The following is a 25,260-nucleotide window of genomic DNA, read 5'->3' as shown; positions in this document are numbered from 1 at the left end:
CCATGAGTTATCTGAGCGTCACCCAGCTGAACAAAAGCTACGGCCCGACCACCATTTTTGAAAACATCGATTTCAGTGCCGAAGAAGGCGAGTTTGTTACGCTGCTCGGTCCCAGCGGCTGCGGCAAATCGACGCTGCTGCGCTGTATCGCCGGATTGACCGAAGTGGATAGCGGCAACGTGTTGCTGCAAGGACAGGATATCGTGCCGCTGCCGCCGCAAAAGCGCACCATCGGCATGGTGTTTCAGAGCTACGCGCTGTTCCCCAATATGACGGTTGAGAAGAACGTGGCGTTTGGCCTGAAGATGCAGAAACTGGCGAGCAGCGAGATTCAGAAACGCGTGATGGAGGTACTGGCGCTGGTGGAACTCACCGACTTCGCGCGGCGTTATCCGCATCAGCTCTCTGGCGGACAGTGTCAGCGCGTGGCGCTGGCGCGTTCGCTGGTGACGCGTCCACGCTTGCTGTTGCTGGATGAACCGCTGTCGGCGCTGGATGCGCGCATTCGTCGCCATCTGCGTGAACAGATCCGCAATATTCAGCGCGAGCTGAAACTCACTACCTTGTTTGTTACCCACGATCAGGAAGAGGCGCTGACCATGTCCGATCGCATCGTGCTGATGAATCGGGGAAAGATCGTGCAGAACGGCAACGCGGAAATGCTCTACACCCAACCGGCCGATCTATTTGCCGCCGGTTTTATCGGCAACTACAACCTGCTGAGCGCCGAACAGGCAACGCAGCTGACCGGACAGGCGTTTAGCGGCCAGGTAGCGATTCGCCCGGAGTCGATCCAGCTGTGTGCACCGCAGGCGGGCATTCCTGCCACCATCCTCAGCCACAGCTTGCTTGGCAACGTGATTCGCTATCGGGTGTGCGCACAAAACGTGGAGCTCTCGATAGATGTCCTCAACCGCAGCGTGGCAGATTTGCATCCCGCTGGTATGCAGATTGGGCTACAGTTAGAGATGTCGACGTTGCGCCAGGTTGCTTAATTTAAACGAAAAAAGGCGACACAACGCGGCGAAGGTTTTACCGGTTGTGCTCACCGTCAGGCTGGCAATCGGTGTGGTTTGAGCCTGACGGATGAGGAGCCTCTATACGTGTTAACTCTGCTTAATTTACTTTCTGCCGTTGCGCTGCTGGTGTGGGGCACACACATTGTGCGCACCGGCATCATGCGCGTTTACGGTGCCGATCTGCGTCGCGTACTCAGCCGCAGCGTCGAAAAAAAACCGATGGCGTTTCTTGCCGGTATTGGCGTCACGGCGCTGGTGCAGAGCAGTAACGCCACCACGCTGCTGGTTACCTCCTTTGTTGCACAGAATCTGGTGAGCCTGACGCCTGCGCTGGTGGTGGTGCTGGGCGCGGATGTCGGGACCGCGATCATGGCGCGCATCCTGACCTTCGATTTGTCGTGGCTGTCGCCGCTGTTTATCTTCTTTGGCGTGGTGTTCTTCCTCAGCCGCAAGCAAACGCGCATTGGGCAGTTAGGCCGCGCCAGTATTGGGCTTGGCCTGATTCTGCTGGCGCTGCAGCTGATTGTCGCGGCCGCCAAACCGATCACTCAGGCGTCGGGCGTTCAGGTACTGTTCTCAACGCTGACCGGCGATGTGATGCTCGATGCACTGATTGGCGCGGTGTTCGCCATCATCAGTTACTCCAGCCTCGCGGCGGTCCTGATTACCGCCACGCTGACCGCTACCGGTGTCATCTCCTTCAAGGTCGCACTCTGTCTGGTGATTGGTGCCAACCTCGGCAGCGGCTTGCTGGCAATGATCAACGCCAGCGGCTCCAACGCAGCGGGCAAACGCGTCGCGCTCGGCAGCCTGCTGTTTAAGCTGATTGGCAGCATCGCCATTTTGCCGTTCGTCAATGTGGTCGCCGATGTGCTGGATAAGCTGCCGGTCAATGATGAAGAGCTGGTAATCTTCTTCCACGTCTTCTACAACCTGATTCGCTGCTTAGTCATGGTGCCGTTTGCCGATCCAATGGCGCGCCTGTGCCGCCGTATGATTGCCGATGATCCCGAAAACGAAGCCCATCTCAAACCCAAACACCTCGACAGCAGCGCGCTGGATACGCCGGCGTTAGCGCTGGCTAATGCCTCACGCGAAACGCTGCGCATCGGCGATGTGGTCGAGCAGATGATTGAGTCATTCAATAAAGTGGTGCACGGCGACCTGCGCGAAGAGCGCGCGGTGCGGCGGCTGGATGATGATGTTGATGTGCTTTACACCGCGATCAAACTCTATCTGGCGCGTATGCCGAAAGAGGATTTGCCGGAGGATGATTCGCGCCGCTGGGCGGAGATCATTGAGATGGCGCTCAACCTGGAGCAGGCGGGCGACATTATCGAACGCATGTGCGCCGACGTAGCGGATAAGTCACTGACCGCGCGCCGCGCCTTCTCTGCCGAAGGACTGGAGGAGCTGCAAACCTTGCAGGAACAGGTGCTGTATAACCTGCGTCTGAGTTTGTCGGTGTTTTTGTCGCACGATGTCACCAGCGCCAAACGCCTGCGCCGCTCCAAGCATCGCTTCCGCATCCTGATTCGCCGTTTCTCCCACGCGCACGTCGAGCGCTTGCATCTGCAGAATGTGCAAAGCATTGAGACAAGCTCGCTGCACCTTGGCTTGCTGGGCGATATGAAGCGTTTGAATTCGCTGTTCTGCGCCGTGGCGTACACGGTTTTGGATCAGCCAGATGATGAGCGGGAAGAGGATTGAGTGTCGGTAGACCGGTTTCGTAGGGTCGCCATTTATGGCGACCACACAAAATCTACGACAGCAAACTGAACGCAATCATGCCAACAATCGCGCCGGTGGTGCCCAAAATGGTTTCCATCAGCGTCCATGTCTTCAGCGTTTCGGCTTCGGTGGCGCCGGTGAAGCGGCCAAACAGCCAGAAACCCGCATCATTCACATGACTGATAATGATCGAGCCGCCGCCGATACAGATCGACAGCGCGGCCAGCTGCGCGCCGCTGTAGTGCAGCGGTTCAATCACCGGCATCACTAAACCGACGGTGGTTAAACAGGCCACGGTGGCCGAACCCTGAATCACGCGAATCGCGCCAGAAAGGATGAAGCACGCCAGCGCAATCGGCATACCTGCGCCGGTCAACGCATGCCCTAAAACCGGGCCAACGCCCGAATCCACCAGCACCTGCTTGAACACGCCGCCCGCACCAATCACCAGCAGGATAATGCCCGCCGGTTGCAGCGCGCTGCCGCATACCTGCATCACCTTCTCTTTATCCATGCCTTGACGATAAGCCAGGCCATAAATCGCCACCAGACAGGCCAGCAAAATCGCGGTGAACGGATGGCCGATAAACTCCAGCCACTCATACAGATGGGAACCCGGCGTTGTGAAGCGTGCGCCGATGGTTTTCAGGCCAACCAGCAGCAGCGGGAACAGAATCAGCGCCAGACTAAAGCCAAACGACGGCAGTTTGCCCTCTTCCACTTCCGGCTGATGATCTTCCGGCGGTGCGCTAAAGCTAACGTGACGTGCGATAAAATTACCAAACAGCGGACCGGCAATCAGCATGCCCGGAATCGCCGCGCACAGGCCCAGCAGAATCATCCAGCCAAAGTCGGCGTGCATCTGCGCAGCCAGCAGCATTGGCGCGGGACCCGGCAGCAGAAACGCGGCGGACGCCGCAACGCCGGCAAACAGCGGGATCACCAGTTTAACTAAATTGCCTTGGGTGCGACGCGCCACGGCGAACGCAATGCTGATCAGCAACACCACCGCCACTTCGAAGAACAGCGGCAACGCACAGATTAACCCGGCGACGCCCATCGCATAGTGCGCGCGGCTTTCCCCAAAAGTTTTCAACATGCGGATGGCGATCTGATCGACGGCGCCGGTTTCATGCAGGATCTTGCCGAACATCGCGCCCAATGCCACCACAATGGCGAGAAAGCCGAGCGTTCCGCCCATGCCTTTTTCCATGGTTTCAGCGATTTTATCGAGCGGCATGCCGGAAAACAGACCGGCACCAATGGAGACTAACATCAGGGCAACAAAGGCGTGCATACGCGCTTTCATCACCAAAAACAGCAACAGCAGGACAGAGCCTGCTGCGGTTAACACTAGCGTTGCGGTACTCATGACTAACCCTTGTTGATTGCACCCTCAATGGTCGCAACCGTGGCCGCAACTACCTCATCCAGTGAATGATTGATATCAACCACCAGTACATCGGGCTCATCCGCGCCGGGTTCCTGCAGCGTGGCGAACTGCGTCACCAGCATCTGCGGTTTGAAGAAGTGACCTTTACGCGCTTTCAGGCGGGATTCGATGGTTTCGAAGTCGCCCTGCAGATAGATGAATTTCAGGTTCTCGTTGCCCTGACGCAGGATGTCGCGATAGGACTTTTTCAGCGCCGAACAGACGATGATGGAGATCTCCTGCGTGCGCTGCATGGCAAATGCCGCATCATTCAGCGCCTGCAGCCACGGCTGGCGATCGTTGTCGTCCAGCGGATGGCCATCGGCCATTTTCATGATGTTGCTGCGCGGATGGAGGAAGTCCCCATCGAGGAACGCAGTGTTTAACTGATGAGAGACCTGATTGGCGACGGCAGATTTTCCGCTGCCGGAAACGCCCATCAGGATAAAGACGTGGTGCGATGGAGATGGCGTTGTCATTGTTTTGCGCTCCGGCAGTGAATTCTGCCCAATGTTACCGATAACAAATTGAGCTGCCATTGTCAGAGGCCACTGAAAGGCTGGCAACCCTTCTCAGGTGGAAAAGCACGAAAGTGTGAACTGACTCAAATAATCGCCAAAATCAGATGCTGTCACCTTCGGAGATTTCAAAGCCAACATCCAGCGGTTGCGTTAGCGTGCGATCGCCGCCAATGCGCGCCAGCAGCATCGCTGCCGATTCCCGTCCCATACGCTCGCGCGGCGTTAACACCGTGGCGAGGCGCGGATTCACCACTTGCGTAATGTCGTGGCCGTGGAAACCGGCAATCGCCATCTGCTGCGGCACGCGTAATCCCTGACGCTGGCACTCAAACATCGCGCCCACCGCGAGGTCATCGTTGGTACAAAACAGGCTGTCAGTTTCCGGATAACGCTTTTGCGCCTCGCACAGTAGTTGCGCGCCGGCGCTGAAAGAGGAGGCATCTTCCATCATCACGCTGTGTGGCGTGAGCCCCGCTTCGCGCATCGCTTTTTCGTAGCCCTGTTGCTTCTGCAAGGTACGTTCATCAAGGCGCGCGCCGAGGTAAACCGTATGGCGATGGCCTTTTTTCAGAATAGCATGCGTCATCTGCCGCGCGGCTTCGACGTTATCAAAGCCCACCGCCATATCGAGGCACGGCGTGACCGAATCCATCATTTCAATCACTGGAATGCCCGCGACTTCCAGCATGCGCAGCGTGCCCGGCGTATGGGTACGCTCGGTGAGGATCACGCCGTCAATGTTCCAGCCGAGCAGCGATCGCAGCTGTAACTCCTCTTTCTGCGCGTTGTAGCCAAAATGCGCCACCAGCGTTTGGTAACCCGCTTCGTCGGTGACGGCCTCAATGCCGCGCAATACGTCGGCGAAAACCTGGTTGGTTAAGGAAGGCAGCAGCACGCCGATAGCGCGGCTGGTGGCGTTGGAGAGCATATCGGGGGCGCGATTGGGGATGTAACCGAGTTCGTCCAGCGCCACGGCGATCTTATCGCGCAGCGCCGCAGAAACCTGATTGGGATTGCGCAGGTAGCGACTGACGGTCATTTTTGTGATGCCGACACGATCGGCAACGTCCTGTAATACCGGTCTTTTCTTCTTCATCGTATGCGCCTGAAATCAGAGATACGACGAGTTTATCATTTTTTTGTCATGCACTGCCTTTGAGGAAAACCTGCGCGATCAATCGCGCCGCTACAAATACGTGCAGATATTGCAGCGGCGCCGTTCATTGCGCGACCTTTAAACCGGTGGCAAATCAAACAGCAGAATCTCTGCATCGCTGTCAGCTTTGATGCTCAGCGCGCTTTCATCCCAAATCGCCAGCGCATCGCTGCTGCCAACCTGTTCGCCATTCACGCTCACCAGCCCTTTCACCACCTGAATCCACACGCGACGACCGGCTTCAACTGTCACTTCATCGCTTTCGCCCTCAGCAAAGACCCAGCGCGACAACGTCATGTCCTGAAACACCTTGAGCGATCCGTCACGTTCATCCGGCGTCAGCACAAACTGGCGGCCTTTAACATCATCGAAACGGCGCTGCGCGTAACGCGGCTCAATGCCTTTGCGCTCTGGAATGATCCAGATCTGATACAGGTGCAGCGGATCGGTGGCGCTGGCGTTGTACTCCGAATGTCGCACGCCGGTACCGGCGCTCATGATTTGGAACTCACCGCTCGGAATCTGCTCTTTATTGCCCATGCTGTCTTGATGTTCAACGGTGCCAGACAGCACATAGGTCAGGATTTCCATGTCTTTATGCGGATGGGTGCCGAAGCCCTGACCACCATCGATAACATCTTCGTTAATCACGCGCAGTGCCGAGAAGCCCATAAAGTTGGCATCGTGATAATCGGCGAAAGAAAAGGTGTGCCAGCTATCCAGCCAACCGTGATTAGCGTGACCGCGTTCTTCAGCTTTACGTACATAAATCATGTTCAATTCTCCTCAATGTTTTTTACAGTTTGGTACTGCGAAGGATTGATTGATAGCTGAAAAACTTCATCCCTCTGTTCAAAAAAAGTGAATGAAAACGAAAAAACGACCCAGGTTTTACTGATGAGGAAGTGCGAACGAGATGGGTCTTGTAGATAACCCACTACATAACAATGAGCATCACGGACCCTGCAAGCAGGAATAACAAGGAAAAATTATGTCAGAACACATCACTCCACCCGCTAAGCGCCCGATTGAGCGCTTTTTGAATACCGTTGAATGGCTGGGTAATTTATTACCGCATCCGATTACTCTATTTGCCCTGTTTTCACTGTTTATCATTGTTGCGTCTGCCGTTGCCGCAGCGTTTGGCGTCAACGTGATCGATCCCCGCCCAGTTGGCGCGGCAGGACGCGCACCAGACGGTGTGATTCACGTGGTTAGCCTGATGAGTGCCGAAGGTTTGCAACGCATCGTCAGCCATCTGGTCACCAACTTTACCGGCTTTGCGCCGCTCGGCACCGTATTGGTTGCGCTGCTCGGTGTGGGGATTGCCGAACATTCAGGGCTGCTCTCGGCGGCGATGCGCGCGCTGGTGTTTAACGCACCGAAAAAGCTCATCACCTTCACCATCGTCTTCGCTGGCATTATCTCCAACACCGCTTCTGAGCTGGGCTATGTGGTGCTGATTCCGCTGGCCGCGATGATTTTCCACTCATTGGGCCGTCATCCCCTGGCGGGCTTGGCCGCGGCGTTTGCCGGGGTTTCTGGCGGCTACAGCGCCAACTTACTGCTTGGCACCATCGATCCGCTGCTCTCGGGCATTACCCAAAGCGCCGCGCAGATTATCGATCCTGACTACCATGTTGGCCCGGAAGTGAACTGGTACTTTATGTTTGTCAGTACCTTCGTGATTGCCATTCTTGGCACCTGGATCACCAACAGCATCGTCGAACCTAAACTGGGCAAATATCACGACAGCGAAGGTGATGCGGTGCGAGGCGATATGGGCGCGCTGACGACGCAAGAACGTCGGGCGTTGAAAGGCGCGGGCTGGGCGGTTCTTGGCGTTACGCTGCTGCTGATCCTGACCGTGATTCCGGGCTACGGCGTGTTACTCAACCCGAAAACCGGCACGCTGGCGGGTTCACCGTTCCTGAAGGGCATCGTGGTGTTTATCTTTGTCTTCTTCGCCATTCCCGGCATGGTGTATGGCCGCCTGATCGGCAATATGCGCAGCGATCGCGATGTCATTAACGCCATGTCCGCCAGTATGAGCAGCATGGGCATGTATATCGTGCTGGTGTTCTTTGCTGCGCAGTTCGTGGCGTTTTTTAACTGGAGCAATTTCGGCACCGTGGTGGCAGTGAAAGGCGCTAATCTGCTGGCATCAATCGATATGGGCGCGCCGCTGCTGTTTGTCTGCTTCATCATGATCTGCGGCTTTATCAACCTGATGATTGGCTCCGCCTCCGCGCAATGGGCGGTGACCGCACCGATTTTTGTCCCGATGCTGATGCTGGTCGGCTTTGCGCCCGAAGTGATTCAGGCGGCATATCGCATCGGTGATTCGGTGACCAACGTGATTACACCCATGATGAGTTACTTTGGCCTGATTATGGCGGTGGCGGCGCGTTATCGACGCGATATGGGCATCGGTACGCTGGTGGCGATGATGTTGCCGTATTCGGTGGTGTTTATGATTGGCTGGACGCTGCTGTTTGTACTTTGGGTGTTTGTCTTCAATCTGCCGGTCGGGCCCGGTGCGGCAACCTGGTACACGCTGTAAAGGCAAAAAAAAAGCCAGCACCCGAGCTGGCTAAATAATACCTGGAAGCAATGTGAGCAATGTCGTGCTTACCCGGTTGTCAGGAGACGTTTCCGAGCTCGCATGGCAATAATAATCATTATCATTCGCGTCTGTAAAGCCCTTTTGCGAATTATTTTGCATTGACGAAGAGCGAGAATTCCTTGATGTTAAAGGGGATTTTATCCATTTTGCACAAGGAGTCGCTCATGAGTCAGATCGTTGTTCGTCACGCTATTCCCGAAGATGCTGCTGCTTTAACGCGCATGTACAGTCAGCCTGAACCGCAGGCCAACACGCTGCATCTGCCGTATCAATCGCCGACGCTGTGGCAGGACCGCCTCAGTAATCTGCGTCCGGGTGTGCATATGCTAGTGGCGTGCATTGACGATCAGATTGCCGGGCAACTCACGGTGGCAGTGCTGTCGGTGGCGCGCCGTCGCCATACCGCGACATTTGGCATGGGCGTCGATTCTGCTTTTCATCGGCGCGGCGTCGGTAAAGCGCTGATGTCAGCGATGATTGATTTGTGCGACAACTGGCTGCAGGTGACGCGCATTGAGCTGACGGTGTTCGCCGATAATCATAAAGCGCTTGGCTTGTATCGGCAGTTTGGCTTTGAGATCGAAGGCACCGCACGTCGCCACGCCATGCGCAACGGCGAAATGGTGGATACGCACTATATGGCGCGCTTGAAATAACCTGTTAATCGCGCCGCTACAAAGACGTGCACATACCGTAGCGGCGCAATTTATTGCGCATTAGCGATCAATAACCTGCGCTTAAATCATCCACTGAACGCGGATCCGATGCGCCATAACGCGTGCCGTCCGGCCCAATCATAATGCTCTGCGTGCTGCCCATCGCAGGCATCACTTTCACATGCTGGCCTTTGGCTTCCAGCAGGCGCAACGTATCCGGGCTGAAGCCTTTTTCCACGCGCAGCTGATCGGGCAACCATTGATGATGGAAGCGCGGTGCGTTGGTCGCTTCCGCTACGTTCATGCCGAAATCGATGCTGTTCACCACCATTTGCAGCACGGTGGTGATAATACGGCTGCCGCCTGGGCTACCGGTAACCAGCCAGGTTTTACCGTCTTTTGCCACAATAGTAGGCGACATCGATGACAGCGGACGTTTAGCCGGTTGCACCGCGTTCGCCTCGCCGCCGACTAAGCCGTAGACGTTTGGCGTACCCGGTTTGGCCGAAAAATCATCCATTTCATTGTTCATCAAGATGCCGCTTTGTCCGGCGACAATGCCGCTGCCGAAGTAAGTATTCAGCGTGTAAGTCACCGCGACCGCGTTGCCATCTTTATCCACCACCGAGAAATGCGTGGTTTGATTGCTTTCATACGGCGCCAGTTTACCGGGTTTGATCTCGCTGGATGGACGCGCTTTATTGACGTCAATCTGCTGCGCCAGGGTTTTGGCGTAGGCTTTGCTGGTTAGCGCCTGCTGCGGCACTTTAACGAAGTCAGGATCGCCAAGGTATTCTGAACGGTCGGCGTAAGCGTATTTTTCCGCTTCCGCCATCACCTGCATCGCATCCGCGCTGCCAAAACCAAACTTCGCGAGGTCGAAGTTTTCCAGGATATTGAGGATCTGCACGATGTGAATCCCGCCGGAGGATGGCGGCGGCATGGAGAACACTTCGTAGCCGCGATAGGTGCCGCTCACCGGTTTGCGTTCTACCGCGCGATAAGCCGCCAGATCCGGCTTGCCGATCAGGCCGCCGTGCTGCGCCATTTCACCGGCAATTTCATCGGCGATTTTGCCCTTATAGAACGCATCCGGCCCTTGCTGAGCAATCAATTGCAGGCTACGCGCGAGGTTTTTCTGCACCAGACGTTCGCCCTTCTGGTACGGCTTGCCGTCGGCTTTGTAGAAAATCGCGCGGCTGTTGTCGTGATTGATCAACGTCTCTTTACCATAAGTGGCGAGATCGTCGGCCAGCGCATCGTTCACTACGATGCCGTCACGCGCAAGTTTAATGGCGGGCGCCAGTAATTTGCTCAGCGGCAAGGTGCCGTATTTCTGCGCCGCCAGCGCAAAACCGGCCACGGTGCCCGGCGTACCTGAGGCTAAATGTGAAGTGAGTGACAACTTACTATCAGCGTTGCCCTGCTTATCAAGGAACATATCGCGTGACGCGCGCGCCGGTGCCATTTCGCGGAAGTCGATGGCGGTGGTGCGGCCCGATGCGGTGCGTAGCAGCATAAAGCCCCCGCCGCCGAGATTACCGGCCTGCGGATGCGTCACCGCCAGCGCGAAACCCACCGCAACCGCCGCATCCACCGCGTTACCGCCCTGCTTAAGAATATCGACGCCGACTTCTGTCGCCATCGCATCCACCGATGCCACCATGCCATGTTTGGCTTTTACCGGGTGAAAGGTATCACTATCAACGCCATACGAAACCGGCGGCGCGTTAGCGGGCGCAGCGTGTGCGCCTTGCACCACGGTAAAACTCATCAATAATGCCCAGCCGAACTGACGCACGTTGCCCTGTATCCTCATCTGCCACCATCCTTTTAAAGTTATTTATACCCTTCATACTTCAAGGTGCAGATGCGTTGGCTGCTCTCGTTCACCCGAATCACTTACTTATGTAAGCTCATCGAACTCTCTCGTTTGCCGCCTTCCTGCGCCTCGAATTATTTTGGGTATCCATTTGTTATTTATTGATGCAAGTGTTTGCAAACACAGTAAAAAGCGTAGCAGTAAGCTAAATTCGGCGCACTCCTGGATCATAGGTTTGTGATATCGCATAAACTTATGGCTGCAGCGCGTGTTGCCACTTTGGCAGCATCAGCACACAGCAGGCTGCATGAATGGAGGAAGACCATGAACAAATGGCTAATTGTGATCGCAGCATTGCTGCCGTTAAGCAGCATGGCAAATACGTTGAACAGCACCAACGATCCGAACAAACCCGGCTTCAACCCGAGCCAGCAGCGGATGCAGTCGCAGATGCAGAATCAGCAGCAACAGCAGAAACTCAGGTTGCAGCAGAATCAGCAGCAGCAAAGTCAGGATGTCCAGCGCAAGGTGCAGGAACAGCGGGATAGCGCCCAGCAGCGGGTGATTCAGTCGCAACCGGGCCAGAAACAGCAGCAGAACTAGCGGAAGTCGGGACCGATAATATCGATGCGGTCGGTGCAGATAGCATCGACGCCCCAACTCAACAGCTCGCGCGCCCGCGCGGGCTGATTCACGGTATACACCAGAATATGCAGACCGGCCGCTTTCAGCTGCGCGGTGCGTTTGGCGTCGAGTAATTTGTGGTTGAGATGGATCGACACGCAATCCAGACGCGCCGTCAGCGCCTGCCAATCGTCGTGCCACTCATCCAGCAGCAACCCGCGCGGCAGTTCAGGTGCTGCCTCCATCGCCGCCTCCAGCGCTGCGTAAGAGAAGGAGGAGAGCAGCGGCGCGGTTTGTCCTTGCCACAGTTCGCGTGCGGCCAGCGCCACATTGCGGCCAGTTTCCACCTCCTGCCCGGTGGTGGGTTTGATCTCGATGTTCGCCATCATCTGATGCTGGCGACAACGCTCGGCCACTTCGCTCAGCAGCGCCAGCGGTTCGCCTTCGTAATCGCGGCTAAACCAGCCGCCGGCATCCAGCTGTGACAGCTTATGCCACGACAGCGCGCCCGCCACGCCCCAACCGTTGCTGGTGCGATCCAGCGTATCGTCGTGCAGCAGGAAAATTTGCTTATCTTGCGACAGCTTGGCATCAAACTCGATCATGGTGTGACCGTGCTGCGCGCCGACATCAATCGCCGCGAGGGTATTTTCCGGGGCCAGTTTGCCGCCGCCGCGATGCGCGACAATGTGCGGATAAGGCCAGTTATGTTGACTCATTCCAGACGCTTTCCATAGGTTGAATCGAAGAAGTGTAACGCATCTGACGGCAGATGCAGCCACAAGGTGCTGCCCGCCAGCGGGCGCTCGCTGTGTGGCAAACGGACCACCATGCGTGCGTTACCGATGCGGCCGTGCGCCAGATTGTCCGCGCCGAGCATCTCCAGCGTTTCAACCACCAGCGGAATGCCGCCCGCATCGCGGCTGCTGAGTTTGATGTGTTCGGGACGAATGCCGAGCGTCAGCGGACGATTGGCCCATTTGGCTCTGCTCTCGCCCAGCAGCAAGCTGTTAAGCGCATCCAGCGTGAAACGCGTGCCGTCGCTGCTGATTTGCCCTGGCAGCAAATTCATGGCGGGCGCGCCGATAAACGAGGCAACAAACTGGCTGGCTGGACGCTCGTAGACTTCCACCGGCGTGCCCACCTGCTCCACCACGCCTTTGTTCATGACCATCACGCGTTGCGCCAGCGTCATCGCTTCTACCTGGTCGTGCGTCACGTAGATGCTGGTGGTTTTCAGGCGGCGATGCAGCTGTTGCAGCTCAAGACGCATCTGCACGCGCAGGCGCGCATCCAGATTCGACAGCGGCTCATCAAACAGGAAAACAGCCGGTTCACGCACGATAGCGCGCCCCATCGCCACGCGCTGACGCTGTCCGCCCGACAGCTCACGCGGGCGGCGATGCAGCAGATGATCCAGCTCAAGGCTGCGCGCGGCTTCCATCACGCGCTGATCAATCTGCACTTTGCCCATGCCGCGAATTTTCAGGCCATACGCCATGTTTTCGCCCACCGTCATGTGCGGATAGAGCGCGTAGTTCTGAAACACCATGGCGATGCCGCGATCTTTCGGCTCCATGTGGGTGACACGTTTATCGTCGATATAAATATCGCCCGACGATACGCGCTCAAGGCCCGCCACCATGCGCAGCAGCGTCGATTTACCGCAGCCGGAAGGGCCGACCATCACCATAAATTCGCCATCGTTAATGGTGATATTCAGGGGTTGAATGATCTGATTTTTACCGTCGTACGATTTGGTAACGGTCTGAAGGGTTACGCCTGCCATTTATTTATCACTCTCTACCAGGCCACGCACAAACGCACGTTGCATCACGAGTACCACCACCACCGGTGGAATCAGGGTTAATAACATTGCCGCCATCACTTCATTCCACTGCGTCGGCCCGCCGCTGCTGTTGATCATGCTTTTCACTCCGGCGACGGCGGTGCTGAGGCTGGCATCGTTGATGATCAGCAGCGGCCACAGATATTGGTTCCAGCCGTAGATAAAGGTGATCACGAAGAGCGCGGCGAGATTGGTTTTGGACAGCGGTAACACAATGTCCCAGAAGAAGCGCATCGGGCTGGCACCGTCGATACGCGCCGCCTCAATCAGCTCGTCCGGCAGTGACATAAAGAACTGACGGAACAGGAAAGTGGCCGTCGCCGATGCCATCAGCGGCAGCGTTAGGCCGCTGTAGCTGTCGAGCATATTCAGCGTCGAAATCACTTCCACCGTCGGAAAAATACGCACTTCCACCGGCAGCATCAGGGTGATGAAAATCAGCCAGAAAAACAGCGAGCGCAGCGGGAAACGGAACCACACCAGCGCGAAGGCGGAGAGCATCGAGACACTGATTTTGCCAATGGTGATGCCGAGCGCCATCAGCAGGCTGTTGAGCATCATCATGCCAAACGCCGGACCGTTGCCATTCACGCCATGTGTCCAGATGCGCGCGATGTTATCCCACAAATGCGTGCCCGGCAGCAGCGTCATCGGCACCTGATACACCGCCTCGTTATCCAGCGTCGCCGCGACAAAAGCGATGTAAAGCGGGAACAGAATGGTCAGCACGCCCAGCACCAGCAAGGTATGGCTGAAGATGTCCAACCCGCGTCGATTCTCAATCATTGGTATTGCACCTTACGCTCGACAAAGCGGAATTGCAGAATAGTCAGGCCAATCACCAGCAGCATCAGCACCACCGATTGCGCGGCGGAGGAAGAGAGATCCAGCCCGGTGAAGCCTTCGCGATAGATTTTGTAGATCAGCGTGGTGGTGGCCTGCACCGGCCCGCCGCCGGTGGCGGCATCGATCACCGGGAAGGTATCGAAGAAGGCATACACCAGATTGACCACCAGCAGGAAAAAGCTCACCGGCGTAATCAGCGGCAGGGATAAATTGAAGAAGCGACGCACCGGACCGGCGCCATCGATCGCCGCCGCTTCCACCAGCGATTTGGGAATCGACTGCAGCGCGGCAAAGAAAAACAGGAAGTTGTAGCTCATTTGCTGCCAGATCGACGCCAGCACAATCAGGAACATCGCCTGACCGCTGTTTTGCGCGTAGTTCCAGTTGTAGCCCATTTGGTTCAGCAGGTGGCTGAACAAACCGAGGCCCGGATTGAACAGGAACATCCACAGCACCGCCGCTACCACCGGCGCCACCGCGTACGGCAGCAGCAGCAAGGTTTGGTAGAGCTTGCGCAGGCGAATCACGTAATCCACCAGCGCCGCCAGCAGCAGGGAAAAGGTCATGCCGCAAATGGTGACCAGCGCACTGAACTCAATGGTGGTCCAGAATGACGCCAGATAGTACTCGTCGCTGAACAGGCGTTTAAAGTTCGCCATTCCGACGAAGGTGCTGGAGATGCCAAAAGGATCAATGCTTTGCAGTGAATACCACAAGGCTTCACCGGCTGGCCACAGAAAGAAGATGGCCGTGATCACCAGTTGCGGCAGCAGCAGCAAATAGGGCAGAAAACGGGAGCGAAATACGGGGCGCGATGAGGACATAGCAGGCTCAATCCAAGAGAAAAATCGGGGCGAACGCCAGGCGTCGGCCCCGAGATAACAGCGTTACTTCACTTGCTGCTCAAAACGGCGCAGCAGTTCGTTACCGCGTTTTACAGCGTTATCCAGCGCGGCTTGCGGCGCCTGTTTGCCGGTCCACACACCTTCCAGCTCTTCATCCACGATGGTACGAATCTGCGGCATGTTGCCCAGACGCATACCTTTGGTGAACGGCAGCGGATCTTTGTTCAGCATCTGACGCGTAGCGATGTCTGCGCCTGGGTTCTTGTCATAGAAGCCCTGTTGCTTGGTCAGCTCGTACGCGGCGGTGGTGATCGGCAGATAACCGGTTTTCTGGTGCCATTCGGCAGCGATTTCCGGCTGTGCGAGGAACTTCATGAACTCCGCCGCGCCTTTGTAGGTGTTGGCATCTTTGCCTTTCATCACCCACAGGCTCGCGCCGCCAATGATGGCGTTTTGCGGTGCGTTCGGAACGGTCTCATCGTACGGCATCATGCCAACGCCGAAGTTAAATTTGGCGTAGTGTTTGATGTCGGCCAGCGAACCGGACGACGCGGTGGTGATGCCGCAATCGCCGTTGTAGAACTTGGCGGTGGATTCATCTTTGCGACCGAAGTAGGTGAAATCCCCCTTCTTGTTCATCGCTTCCAGCATTTCGATATGGCGCACCTGCACCGGCTTGTTGAACTCCAGCACCGCATCGGTACCGTCAAAGCCGTTGTTTTTGGTGGCGACCGGCAACGCGTGCCAGGCGCTGAAGTTTTCAATCTGAATCCAGCCCTGCCAGCCACTGGCGTAACCGCAGGTCAGGCCCGCTTTGCGCAGCGCTTCGGCGTCTTTCGCCAGCTCCTGCCAGGTTTTTGGTGGCTGATCCGGGTTCAGACCGGCTTTTTTGAACGCATCTTTGTTGTAATACAGTACCGGCGTGGAGCTGTTGAACGGCTGCGAGATCAGCTGGCCTTTGCTGTCGCTGTAGTAACCGGCAACGGCTGGCACGAACTGTTTCGGATCCATCTGCACGCCAGCGTCTTTAAACACCTGGTTGACCGGGACGATAGCTTTTGACGCCATCATGGTCGCCGTACCGACTTCGTATACCTGCAGCAGCGCAGGCGCTTTACCGGAGCGCACCGCCGCGATACCCGCCGCTAAGCTCTGCTCGTAGTTGCCTTTGTAAGTCGGAACGATTTTGTAATCGGGATGAGCCTGGTTAAAACGTTGTGCCAGAGAATCAACTTCTTTGCCTAACTCGCCTTCCATTGAGTGCCAGAAAGGGATCTCAGTTGCAGCCAGCGCATTACCGCTGAGCGCCAGGCCGAGCACGACACTCATCAGGCGGGGACGAAGCGTAAAAGCGGACATAAGGTTTTTCCTGTGCTGTTAAGTACGCGCGAATGCGCGCATTTTTTAGTTCGCGACGTAACATGACACGGGGAAATGACGGATTAATAACAGGTTTATGACGGGGATGTGACAGGTGGGTTAGGAGTGCTGGCTGGTACGTGCTGGCTGTCCCCCTCCTCGGTCCTCCCCCATTAATGGGGGAGGAAGATGCTGCTATATGTGAGTTGGGAGTGGCATGTGGCAGCATCTCCTTCCCCCGCTTGCGGGGGAAGGCCGGGATGGGGGACAGCGAGCACCAACTTACGCGCCTAAATACGCACTCCGCACCGCTTCGTTGGACAGCAGCGCTTCGCCGCTATCCTCCAGCACCACGTGGCCGTTCTCCAGCACATAGCCGCGATCTGCCAGCTTCAGCGCCTGGTTGGCGTTCTGCTCGACGAGGAAGATGGTCATGCCCTCTTTGCGCAGCTGCTCAATGGTGTCGAAGATCTGCTGAATGATAATCGGCGCCAAACCCAACGACGGCTCATCCAGCAGCAGCAAACGCGGCTGGCTCATCAACGCGCGACCAATCGCCAGCATCTGCTGCTCACCGCCAGACATGGTACCCGCGCGCTGTGCTTTACGTTCTGCCAGCCGTGAAAACAGCTGATAAACGCGATCGATACGCTCCAGATACTGCTGACGCGTGGCGAAAAAACCGCCCATCGCCAGGTTCTCTTCCACCGTCATGCGCGAAAACACCCGACGGCCTTCCGGCACGATGGCAATCGCTTCACGCATGATTTTCGCGGTTTGCCAGTCGGTGATCGTTTTACCATCAAAGGTGATGGTGCCGCTGGTGGCGCGTGGTTCGCCACACAAGGTGCCGAGCAGGGTGGTTTTACCCGCGCCGTTGGCACCGATCAGCGTGACGATTTCACCCTGATTGATGTGCAGATTAATGTTATGCAGCGCCTGAATCGGACCGTAATGGGCGCTGACATTCTGCAAAGTTAAAATCGGGTTTGCCATGTTACGCCTCACCTAAATAAGCACGGATCACATCCGGATTTTTACGCACCTGTTCCGGCGTGCCGTTAGCCAGCGGCGTTCCCTGATTCACCACGTAAATGCGGTCAGAAATGCCCATCACCAACTTCATATCGTGCTCAATCAGCAGCACGGAAACCTTGTGCTCACCGCGCAGTTCGGCGATCAGCTCATCGAGTTCGTGCGTTTCACGCGGGTTAAGACCGGCCGCCGGTTCATCCAGCATCAGGATTTCCGGACGCGTCACCATGCAGCGCGCAATCTCCAGACGACGCTGCTGACCGTAAGCAAGGTTACCCGCCTGACGGTTAGCCAGATCCAGCAAACCGATGCGTTCAAGCCAGGTTGCCGCGCGATCCAGTGCTTCGCTCTCACCGCGACGGAAAGCCGGGGTTTTGAACAGGCCGGAGAACACGCCGCTTTTCAAGTGCTGATGTTGTGCCACCAGCAGGTTCTCAATCACTGTCATTTCACGGAACAGACGCACATGCTGGAAGGTACGCACAATGCCCATGCGCGCAATCTTCTGGCCCGGCAAACCTTGCAGCTGCTGATCGCGCAGTTTGATGGTGCCGCCGGTCGGTTTGTAGAAACCGGTCAGGCAGTTGAACACCGTGGTTTTACCGGCACCGTTCGGGCCGATCAGCGAAACAATTTCCTGTGGATGCAGCTCAAGCGCCACGTTGTTGACGGCTAACAGGCCGCCGAAGCGCATCATCAGGCCTTCAACGGCTAATAAAGGCTGACTCATGCCTGCTCTCCTTGTTTACTGCTTTTCATCTTCAGATGCGGACGTTTCATCGGCAGCAGACCTTGTGGACGCCAGATCATCATTAGCACCATCAAACCGCCGAGCACCAGCATGCTGTACTCGTTCAAATCACGCATCAGCTCGCGCGATACCACCAGCAGAATCGCTGCAAGGATCACTGCCAGCTGCGAACCCATGCCGCCCAACACCACAATCGCCAGCACAAAGGCCGATTCGACGAAGGTGAAGGATTCCGGGCTGACGAAGCCCTGACGAGCGGCGAACAGCGTCCCCGCGAAGCCGGCGAACACGGCGCTGATGGTGAAAGCCGTCAGCTTGATGCGCGTTGGGCTCAGGCCGAGCGAACGGCAGGCGATCTCATCTTCACGCAGCGCTTCCCACGCGCGGCCCAGCGGCATACGCAGCAAACGGTTGATCACAAACAGCGTCAGCACCACCAGCAGCAGCGCCACCAGATAGAGGAAAATCACGCGGTCGCTGGGATCGTATTTCAGGCCAAAGAAATCATGGAAAGTGCTCCAGCCGCCTTCACTGACGCGGCGGCCAAACTCCAGACCAAACAGACTTGGCTTGGGAATCTGCGCGATGCCGTTCGGGCCGCCAGTGATCGCGGTGTTATTCAGCAGCAGAATACGCACGATTTCACCGAAGCCGAGCGTAACGATCGCCAGATAGTCACCGCGCAGGCGCAGCACCGGGAAGCCGAGCATCAGGCCAAACGCACCGGCGACTAAACCGGCCAGCGGCAGACTTTCCCAGAAACCAAAACCGTAATAGTGATTAAGCAACGCGAAGGTGTAAGCGCCGATGGCGTAGAAACCGCCGTAGCCCAGCACCAGCAAACCAGATAAACCCACCACCACGTTCAACCCGAGCCCGAGCATTACGTAGATCAGCGTCAGCGTGGCGATATCGACGCTGCCGCGCGAGACCAGAAACGGCCAGATAACGGCGGCGGCAATCACCAGCGCCATCAACAGCTTCTGCTTTGGCGTTGATCCATCAAAACCCGGCAGGACAAAACCTTTGCCGCTGCGTTTGAATTTGCCCTGCACCAGCGGACGCAGCAGCTGGAAGACAAACACCACCGCACAACCCATGAAGATCCAGTTCCAGCGCACCGCGCCCGCATTGGCGACCACCAGTTTGGTGCCGTCCAGATCGAGGCGCACGCCCATAAAGAAGGTAGCGAGAATCAGCAACATCACCGTGGAGATCACGGCGTTGACCAAACCGAGGCGTTTCATACTTTCTCCACCTCCGGACGGCCAAGAATCCCGGTTGGCATTACCAGCAGCACCACAATCAGCAGCGCGAAGGAGACCACATCTTTATATTCGGTCGACAGATACGCCGAGGTCAGCGCTTCTGCAATGCCCAGCACCAGGCCGCCAATCATCGCGCCTGGAATACTGCCGATACCGCCTAATACCGCGGCGGTGAAGGCTTTCATCCCGGCCATAAAGCCAATGAATGGGTTAATGGAGCCGTAGAATTGACCGAGCAATACGCCCGCCACTGCGGCCATCGCCGCACCAATGATAAAGGTGAGAGAGATAACGCGATCGGTGTTGATACCCAGCAGGCTGGCCATTTTCAGGTCTTCTGCACAGGCGCGGCAGGCGCGGCCCATGCGTGAATAACGGATGAACAGCGTCAGCGCCAGCATCGACAGGAAGGTCACCACCCAAATCACCAGTTGCATGGTGGAGAGCGTGGCCGCAAAGCCGTTGCTCTCGCCCAACGTCCACTGGCCGGTGATCAGGCTTGGCAGCGCAAGATCGCGCGAGCCTTGCGTCAGGCTGACGTAGTTTTGCAGGAAGATCGACATCCCGATGGCGGAGATCAACGCGATCAGGCGCTTGGACGATCGCACTGGCCGGTACGCCACGCGCTCGATGCTCCAGCCATAGGCGCTGGAGATGATCACCGCCATCACGAAACCAGCGGCGATCATCAGCCACGAGGTATCGATACCCATCATCATCAGGGCGGCAATCACGATAAAGGAGACATAGCTACCGATCATGTACACCTCGCCGTGGGCGAAGTTGATCATGCCGATAATGCCGTAAACCATGGTGTAACCGATGGCGATCAGCGCGTAGGTGCTCCCGAGGGTCACCCCGTTGAACATCTGCTGAATAAAATAGAGAAACTGCTCGGACATAGTGAGGACCTGCTCTGGAGCTGAATAATTCCCTCTCCCGCGTGCGGGAAAGGGAATTTTGGGGGATTACTTAACTGCGGTAGAAGAGCCGTCTTTGTGCCATTTGAAGACACCAAATTCGAAGCCCTTCAGGTCACCTTTCTCATCCCAGTTCAGGTTGCCCATCACGGTTGGAACGGCAGCGCCCTCTTTCAGGTTCTTCGCAATCGCATCGGGTTCATCGCTCTTGCTGCGTTCGATTCCGGCCACCAGCGACTGAATCGCCGCGTAGGTGGTCCAGACGAACGGACCGGTTGGATCTTTGCGGTTAGACGAGGTGTTGGCTTTAATCGCATCAACAATCGCCTTGTTCTCTGGCAGCTGGTCATAACGTTTCGGCAGGGTCACGAACAGGCCTTCAGACGCATCGCCAGCGATGTTAGACAGGGAAGCATTGCCCACGCCTTCCGGACCCATGAAACCGGCATTGAGGCCAGCGGATTTTGCCTGGCGCAGAATCTGGCCCAGCTCCGGGTAATAGCCACCGTAATAAACGAAATCGACGTTCTCTTTCTTCAGACGCGCAATCAGCGTGGAGAAGTCTTTATCACCGGCGGTGATACCTTCAAACAGCACCACGTTGCCGCCTTTGGCTTTCAGGGTTTTCTGCACCGATTCCGCCAGACCCTGACCGTATTGCTGTTTGTCATGCACCACAGCGATACGTTTTGGTTTGATGTGGTCGAGGATGTAGGTCGCCGCCGTTGGGCCCTGATCGGAATCCAAGCCGGTAGTACGCAGCACGTCAGCATAGCCACGTGCCGTCAGTTCAGGCGCGGTAGCGGCTGGGGTGATCATCAGCACGCCTTCGTCGTTATAGATGTCTGAAGCTGGCTGAGTAGAGGAGGAGCACAGATGACCGATAACGTATTTGATGCCGTCGTTAACCACTTTGTTGGCAACCGCAACCGCTTGTTTCGGGTCACAGGCATCGTCATATTCCACGCCAACCAGTTTGTCACCGTTAACGCCGCCCTTGGCGTTGATGTCCTTAATCGCCTGCGCGGCACCGGTAAACTGCATGTCACCGTACTGCGCGACCGGACCGGTTGATGCGCCTACGATGGCAATTTTGATGTCTTTAGCCAGCGCCGCATGGCTCATCGCCAGGGCAACGCAGCCCGCCAGTAATGCGCGTCCTTTACTCATTTTCATGCGAACTTCCCCATCTGTTGTGTCGTGTTTGTTGTGATTGTTTATTTTCTGCCAGTCAAAGAGGAAAACTCATTCTGCAATAATGGGTTAGCACGCTTTTCTGGCATTTATAGGTAATAAGGCTTTATTTTTCAGGTTATTAAACAGGAACTTTCTTCTGTAAATCAACTGACATATTCAGAATTGACTGAGTGGATCAGCAGAATCGTCTGGTTGTTATGGCCGATTTTTCAGCAGGATACCAGCGCGTTATGCTGGCTTTTTCAACTATCGTTGATGGCTTACTCCACAATCCTGGCAAACTGACTGGCATTTGACCTATTTTCATCAGAAAAAAGTGACAGCGCTCTGACTGTCTAAATTCGCTACACTATTGCCTTTGCACTAGTACAGGTATTAGGTATGAAGCTGACAATCCAGCGCTTAGCATCGTTAACCGCTCAGGATCGTATCGATTTAGCTAAAGTCTGGCCGGAAATCGATATTGTGCAACTGGAAGCACAACTCAGCGACACGCAGCGTTTGTATGCGGCGCGTTTTAACGACCGATTACTGGCGGCGCTGCAGCTGACCCTCAGCGGCACGCAGGGGAAAATCACCCACCTCAACGTTCGCGAAGTCACGCGTAGACGTGGCGTGGGGCAATACTTGCTGGAAGAGACAATCGCGCAGAATAGCGCGTTAGCAGATTGGTGGATTGCCGATGACGGCGACGCCGATCAGGGGGTGCGTGCGGCGTTTATGCAGGCTTGTGGTTTTCGTGCGCAGGCTGATGGTTGGGTACGTTGAAAGGATGTCGCGCGGAATGTCTGAACATGATGCGTAGCGACCAGGTAATAAAAAGGGCGACTTAAAAGTCGCCCCGTTTTTCCACCCGATCACTATCAGGCTTCAATCGCCACACGCAGTTTCTTCATGGCGTTCTTTTCCAGCTGACGCACGCGCTCCGCAGAGACGCCGTATTTGTCGGCCAACTCCTGCAGCGTGGTTTTGTTGTCATCGTCCAGCCAGCGGGCACGGATAATGTCCTGACTACGCTCGTCGAGGCTCAGCATCGCATCGCTCAGCTTATCAGCCGCATGTGCATCCCAGTTGTCCTCTTCGATGCCATCGGCAAAGTCAGAGGTTTTATCCTGCAGATACAGCACCGGCGCCATCGCTTTGCCTTCGCCTGCTTCGTCATCAGACGACATGTCGAAAGTCATATCCTGCGCAGCCATGCGCGATTCCATTTCCAGCACGTCTTTACTGCTCACGCCCAGCTCGCGTGCGACCATTTCCACTTCGTCCTGATTAAACCAACCGAGACGCTGTTTGCTTTTACGCAGGTTAAAGAACAGCTTGCGCTGCGCTTTGGTGGTCGCGACTTTCACGATACGCCAGTTACGCAGCACGTATTCGTGAATCTCTGCTTTAATCCAGTGTACGGCAAACGACACCAGGCGCACGCCGACTTCAGGGTTGAAGCGACGCACCGCCTTCATCAGGCCGATGTTGCCTTCCTGAATCAGGTCCGCCTGCGGCAAGCCGTAACCGGAGTAGTTACGAGCAATATGAACAACAAAGCGCAGGTGAGACAGGATCAGCGTCTTTGCTGCATCCAGATCGCCCTGGTAATGCAGCCGCTCAGCCAATGCTTTTTCCTCTTCTGCCGTCAGCACCGGCCAGTTGTTGGCAGCCCGAACGTAAGATTCCAGGTTACCCAGAGGAGCAATCGCTAAAGTTTGCATTTCTTTGGTCATTCAAACCCTCACAAATTCAATGGACTTGCTGCACAGTTCCTTGCGCAAACGCTACATTATGTCAACGTCGCGAAAAAACCAGAAGCAATCTGTGCTACTTGGACGACAAAGTTATCCACAAGTTCAATTATAGCAGTGAATATTTTACACACAGATGACGGCGGGGGATATAGGAGAATTCCTCTGCTCCCAGGTCGTCGGCAGCAGAGGAAGAGTATAGCAAAAAACGTTGCTTTTGGTTACTGCGGCGTAAAACGGCGTAAATGTTGCACTGTTGCCAGCCAGGCGGCAATCCAGCCGATGATGGCGGCGATCAGCAGTAACAGCAACCCTTCATCCCAGGAGAAACCTTCCAGCACAAAGGTGGTACCGAATACGGTTGCTACTTGCGCCACCACCGATTGCAGGCGCAACACCAGCACTTCCGAGAGTAGCAGCGACAGCACCGCGCCGCCCAAACCTAACAGCGCACCGCCGTACAGGAATGGACGCAGGATAAAGCCGTCAGTGGCACCAATCAGCTTCTGCACGTTAATAGTATCGCGCCGCGCAAAGATGCTGAGCCGCACGCTGTTGCCGATCACCAGGAACACCGCAACCACCATCAGCAGGCCAATCATTGAGGCAATCTGCCCCACCAGCCCGGTTAGCGCCGCTAAACGCGCGAACCAGCTGTCATCCATACGCACTTCATCAACGCCCTGCACTTTAGATACGCGATCGCGCAGATTCGCCATGGTGTCCGAATTCTGGAAATTGAGTTTTGGCGTGATGATGGCCACCGCTGGCAACGGATTCTGCTCCAGCATGTCCATCGAACCACCAAAACCAGACCAGTTGCGGAATTCATTCAGCGCTTCTTCACGCGTCAGATAGTTGACGTTGTCCACGCCATCGAGCTGCTTGAGCTGCGCGGTGACGTTCTCCGCCGCGGTGTCATCCAGCGCTTTATCCAGATAAACCGTTAGCTGCGGCGCGGGATACCACTGCGTCGCCGCCTGGCTGACGTTCTTCCACACCATGTAGCACACGCTCGGCAGCGTCAGGGAAATGGCGATCACCATCACCGTCAGCAGCGTCGCCAGCGGCTGACGCCACATATCCGACAGCGTGCCGCGCAGCGCATAGCGCCACTGTTCCTGCCAGCCGCCTTTCAGCGCCTTGCTTTTAGAGGGTTGTTTCGCCTTCGGCGCTGGTGCGCGCTTGTTGCGTTTATTGACCATCGTGGCCTCCGTGCAGACGTCCCTGATTAAGCGTCATCACGCGGTAATTCCGGCGTGCAATCAGCCCGACATCGTGCGTTGCCATCAACACCGTGACACCAACGCGGTTGAACTCTTCGAACAGGCGCAGGATATCTTCCGACAGCGCATTGTCGAGGTTACCGGTGGGTTCATCCGCCAGCAGCACCGCAGGCTTGTTCACCACCGCGCGGGCAATGCCGACGCGCTGCTGTTCACCGCCAGAGAGCTGAATCGGATAGCTTTTCGCTTTGTCGAGCAGGCCGACTTTATCCAGCGCGGCCGACACGCGCCGACGAATATCTTCGCCGCTGGCACCGGAAATGATCAGCGGGATCGCCACGTTGTCGTAGACCGAACGATCCATCAACAAATGGTGATCCTGGAAAATCATGCCGATTTGACGTCGCAGGAAAGGCACTTCGCTGTGACGCAGACGCGAAATATCGTGGCCGCTAAACCAGATCTGCCCAGCGCTCGGGCGCTCAATGCCACAAATCAGCTTTAGTAAGGTACTTTTCCCCGCACCGGAATGGCCGGTCAGGAACGCCATTTCGCCGGGACGCAGATGGAAATCCACTCCCTGCAGCGCCTGACGTCCTCCCAGGTAAGCTTTACTGACCTCTTCAAAGCGAATCATC

24 protein-coding genes are annotated in these 25,260 nt (G+C 56.3%); 6 read left to right on the top strand and 18 right to left on the bottom strand.

Going from position 1 to position 25,260, the window contains the following annotated elements:
- Positions 1-2: 2 nt before the first annotated feature.
- A complete protein-coding gene (locus K5Y32_RS15490; RefSeq protein ID WP_222184951.1) occupies positions 3-995 on the top strand; it encodes an ABC transporter ATP-binding protein in 993 nt (330 codons plus the stop codon).
- A 108-nt stretch (positions 996-1,103) separates the two neighbouring features.
- Entirely contained in the window at positions 1,104-2,729 is a 1,626-nt protein-coding gene (locus tag K5Y32_RS15485) for a Na/Pi cotransporter family protein (protein ID WP_222184950.1), read from the top strand.
- Between the two features lie 52 nt (positions 2,730-2,781).
- Here K5Y32_RS15485 and gntU read toward each other — a convergent pair whose 3' ends face one another.
- The 4 genes from gntU to K5Y32_RS15465 all read right to left on the bottom strand — a co-directional run bounded on the left by gntU (position 2,782) and on the right by K5Y32_RS15465 (position 6,633).
- On the bottom strand, positions 2,782-4,122 hold the full coding sequence (gene gntU / locus K5Y32_RS15480; RefSeq protein WP_176970051.1) for a gluconate transporter: 1,341 nt from the start codon (positions 4,120-4,122) through the stop codon (positions 2,782-2,784).
- A 2-nt stretch (positions 4,123-4,124) separates the two neighbouring features.
- Complete coding sequence (gene gntK, locus K5Y32_RS15475; protein ID WP_036621490.1) at positions 4,125-4,661, bottom strand: gluconokinase; 537 nt, start codon at positions 4,659-4,661, stop codon at positions 4,125-4,127.
- A 142-nt stretch (positions 4,662-4,803) separates the two neighbouring features.
- Complete coding sequence (gene gntR / locus K5Y32_RS15470; RefSeq protein WP_222184948.1) at positions 4,804-5,799, bottom strand: gluconate operon transcriptional repressor GntR; 996 nt, start codon at positions 5,797-5,799, stop codon at positions 4,804-4,806.
- A 138-nt stretch (positions 5,800-5,937) separates the two neighbouring features.
- Positions 5,938-6,633, bottom strand: coding sequence for a pirin family protein (locus K5Y32_RS15465; protein WP_110868138.1), 696 nt, complete (start codon positions 6,631-6,633; stop codon positions 5,938-5,940).
- A gap of 217 nt (positions 6,634-6,850) precedes the next feature.
- Here K5Y32_RS15465 and K5Y32_RS15460 point away from each other — a divergent pair, with 217 nt between their 5' ends.
- A complete protein-coding gene (locus K5Y32_RS15460; protein WP_222184946.1) occupies positions 6,851-8,422 on the top strand; it encodes an AbgT family transporter in 1,572 nt (523 codons plus the stop codon).
- Positions 8,423-8,649: 227 nt separating this feature from the next.
- A complete protein-coding gene (locus K5Y32_RS15455; RefSeq protein ID WP_222184944.1) occupies positions 8,650-9,141 on the top strand; it encodes a GNAT family N-acetyltransferase in 492 nt (163 codons plus the stop codon).
- A 67-nt stretch (positions 9,142-9,208) separates the two neighbouring features.
- Here K5Y32_RS15455 and ggt read toward each other — a convergent pair whose 3' ends face one another.
- Positions 9,209-10,960 carry a gamma-glutamyltransferase gene (gene ggt, locus K5Y32_RS15450; RefSeq protein ID WP_222184942.1) on the bottom strand — a complete coding sequence of 584 codons (1,752 nt, stop codon included), beginning with the start codon at positions 10,958-10,960 and terminating at the stop codon, positions 9,209-9,211.
- Positions 10,961-11,287: 327 nt separating this feature from the next.
- Here ggt and K5Y32_RS15445 point away from each other — a divergent pair, with 327 nt between their 5' ends.
- On the top strand, positions 11,288-11,566 hold the full coding sequence (locus K5Y32_RS15445; protein ID WP_101763088.1) for a DUF2756 domain-containing protein: 279 nt from the start codon (positions 11,288-11,290) through the stop codon (positions 11,564-11,566).
- On the opposite strand, the gene ugpQ is transcribed toward K5Y32_RS15445, so the two are convergent.
- The 10 genes from ugpQ to K5Y32_RS15395 form a co-directional block, all read right to left on the bottom strand.
- Positions 11,563-12,306, bottom strand: a complete 744-nt coding sequence (gene ugpQ / locus K5Y32_RS15440) for a glycerophosphodiester phosphodiesterase (protein ID WP_110868135.1) — start codon at positions 12,304-12,306, stop codon at positions 11,563-11,565. The two genes, K5Y32_RS15445 and ugpQ, sit on opposite strands and share 4 nt — an antisense overlap.
- Complete coding sequence (locus K5Y32_RS15435; protein WP_192236025.1) at positions 12,303-13,376, bottom strand: sn-glycerol-3-phosphate import ATP-binding protein UgpC; 1,074 nt, start codon at positions 13,374-13,376, stop codon at positions 12,303-12,305. Before K5Y32_RS15435 ends, ugpQ begins: the two co-directional genes overlap by 4 nt.
- On the bottom strand, positions 13,377-14,222 hold the full coding sequence (gene ugpE, locus K5Y32_RS15430; protein WP_222184940.1) for a sn-glycerol-3-phosphate ABC transporter permease UgpE: 846 nt from the start codon (positions 14,220-14,222) through the stop codon (positions 13,377-13,379).
- Positions 14,219-15,106 (bottom strand): sn-glycerol-3-phosphate ABC transporter permease UgpA, encoded by an 888-nt coding sequence (ugpA, locus tag K5Y32_RS15425; protein ID WP_101763092.1) that lies wholly within the window; start codon positions 15,104-15,106, stop codon positions 14,219-14,221. Before ugpA ends, ugpE begins: the two co-directional genes overlap by 4 nt.
- Before the next feature lie 63 nt (positions 15,107-15,169).
- Complete coding sequence (ugpB, locus tag K5Y32_RS15420) at positions 15,170-16,486, bottom strand: sn-glycerol-3-phosphate ABC transporter substrate-binding protein UgpB (protein WP_008109903.1); 1,317 nt, start codon at positions 16,484-16,486, stop codon at positions 15,170-15,172.
- Positions 16,487-16,768: 282 nt separating this feature from the next.
- Positions 16,769-17,482 carry a high-affinity branched-chain amino acid ABC transporter ATP-binding protein LivF gene (gene livF / locus K5Y32_RS15415; RefSeq protein WP_101763094.1) on the bottom strand — a complete coding sequence of 238 codons (714 nt, stop codon included), beginning with the start codon at positions 17,480-17,482 and terminating at the stop codon, positions 16,769-16,771.
- A gap of 1 nt (position 17,483) precedes the next feature.
- Complete coding sequence (gene livG, locus K5Y32_RS15410; protein ID WP_222184938.1) at positions 17,484-18,251, bottom strand: high-affinity branched-chain amino acid ABC transporter ATP-binding protein LivG; 768 nt, start codon at positions 18,249-18,251, stop codon at positions 17,484-17,486.
- The gene (locus K5Y32_RS15405) at positions 18,248-19,519 is read right to left on the bottom strand and encodes a high-affinity branched-chain amino acid ABC transporter permease LivM (protein WP_110868130.1); all 1,272 of its coding nucleotides are present in this window, start codon (positions 19,517-19,519) and stop codon (positions 18,248-18,250) included. The genes livG and K5Y32_RS15405 overlap by 4 nt, the downstream gene beginning before the upstream one ends.
- Positions 19,516-20,442 carry a high-affinity branched-chain amino acid ABC transporter permease LivH gene (gene livH, locus K5Y32_RS15400; protein ID WP_101763097.1) on the bottom strand — a complete coding sequence of 309 codons (927 nt, stop codon included), beginning with the start codon at positions 20,440-20,442 and terminating at the stop codon, positions 19,516-19,518. The genes K5Y32_RS15405 and livH overlap by 4 nt, the downstream gene beginning before the upstream one ends.
- Before the next feature lie 66 nt (positions 20,443-20,508).
- Complete coding sequence (locus K5Y32_RS15395) at positions 20,509-21,636, bottom strand: branched-chain amino acid ABC transporter substrate-binding protein (protein ID WP_222184936.1); 1,128 nt, start codon at positions 21,634-21,636, stop codon at positions 20,509-20,511.
- 402 nt (positions 21,637-22,038) lie between these two features.
- Between K5Y32_RS15395 and panM the strand changes: the two genes are divergently transcribed.
- Positions 22,039-22,425, top strand: a complete 387-nt coding sequence (gene panM, locus K5Y32_RS15390) for an aspartate 1-decarboxylase autocleavage activator PanM (RefSeq protein ID WP_192236041.1) — start codon at positions 22,039-22,041, stop codon at positions 22,423-22,425.
- Between the two features lie 95 nt (positions 22,426-22,520).
- Here panM and rpoH read toward each other — a convergent pair whose 3' ends face one another.
- The 3 genes from rpoH to ftsE form a co-directional block, all read right to left on the bottom strand.
- Positions 22,521-23,378 (bottom strand): RNA polymerase sigma factor RpoH, encoded by an 858-nt coding sequence (rpoH, locus tag K5Y32_RS15385; protein ID WP_064737937.1) that lies wholly within the window; start codon positions 23,376-23,378, stop codon positions 22,521-22,523.
- A 239-nt stretch (positions 23,379-23,617) separates the two neighbouring features.
- Entirely contained in the window at positions 23,618-24,601 is a 984-nt protein-coding gene (gene ftsX, locus K5Y32_RS15380) for a permease-like cell division protein FtsX (protein WP_101763100.1), read from the bottom strand.
- Entirely contained in the window at positions 24,591-25,259 is a 669-nt protein-coding gene (gene ftsE, locus K5Y32_RS15375; RefSeq protein WP_008109888.1) for a cell division ATP-binding protein FtsE, read from the bottom strand. Before ftsE ends, ftsX begins: the two co-directional genes overlap by 11 nt.
- Between the last annotated feature and the right edge of the window lies 1 nt (position 25,260).

Origin of the sequence: Pantoea sp. DY-15 (genome assembly GCF_019795935.1) — a bacterium.
Classification (GTDB): Bacteria; Pseudomonadota; Gammaproteobacteria; order Enterobacterales; family Enterobacteriaceae; genus Pantoea; species Pantoea leporis.
This window is presented reverse-complemented; position numbering and strand designations above follow the sequence as displayed.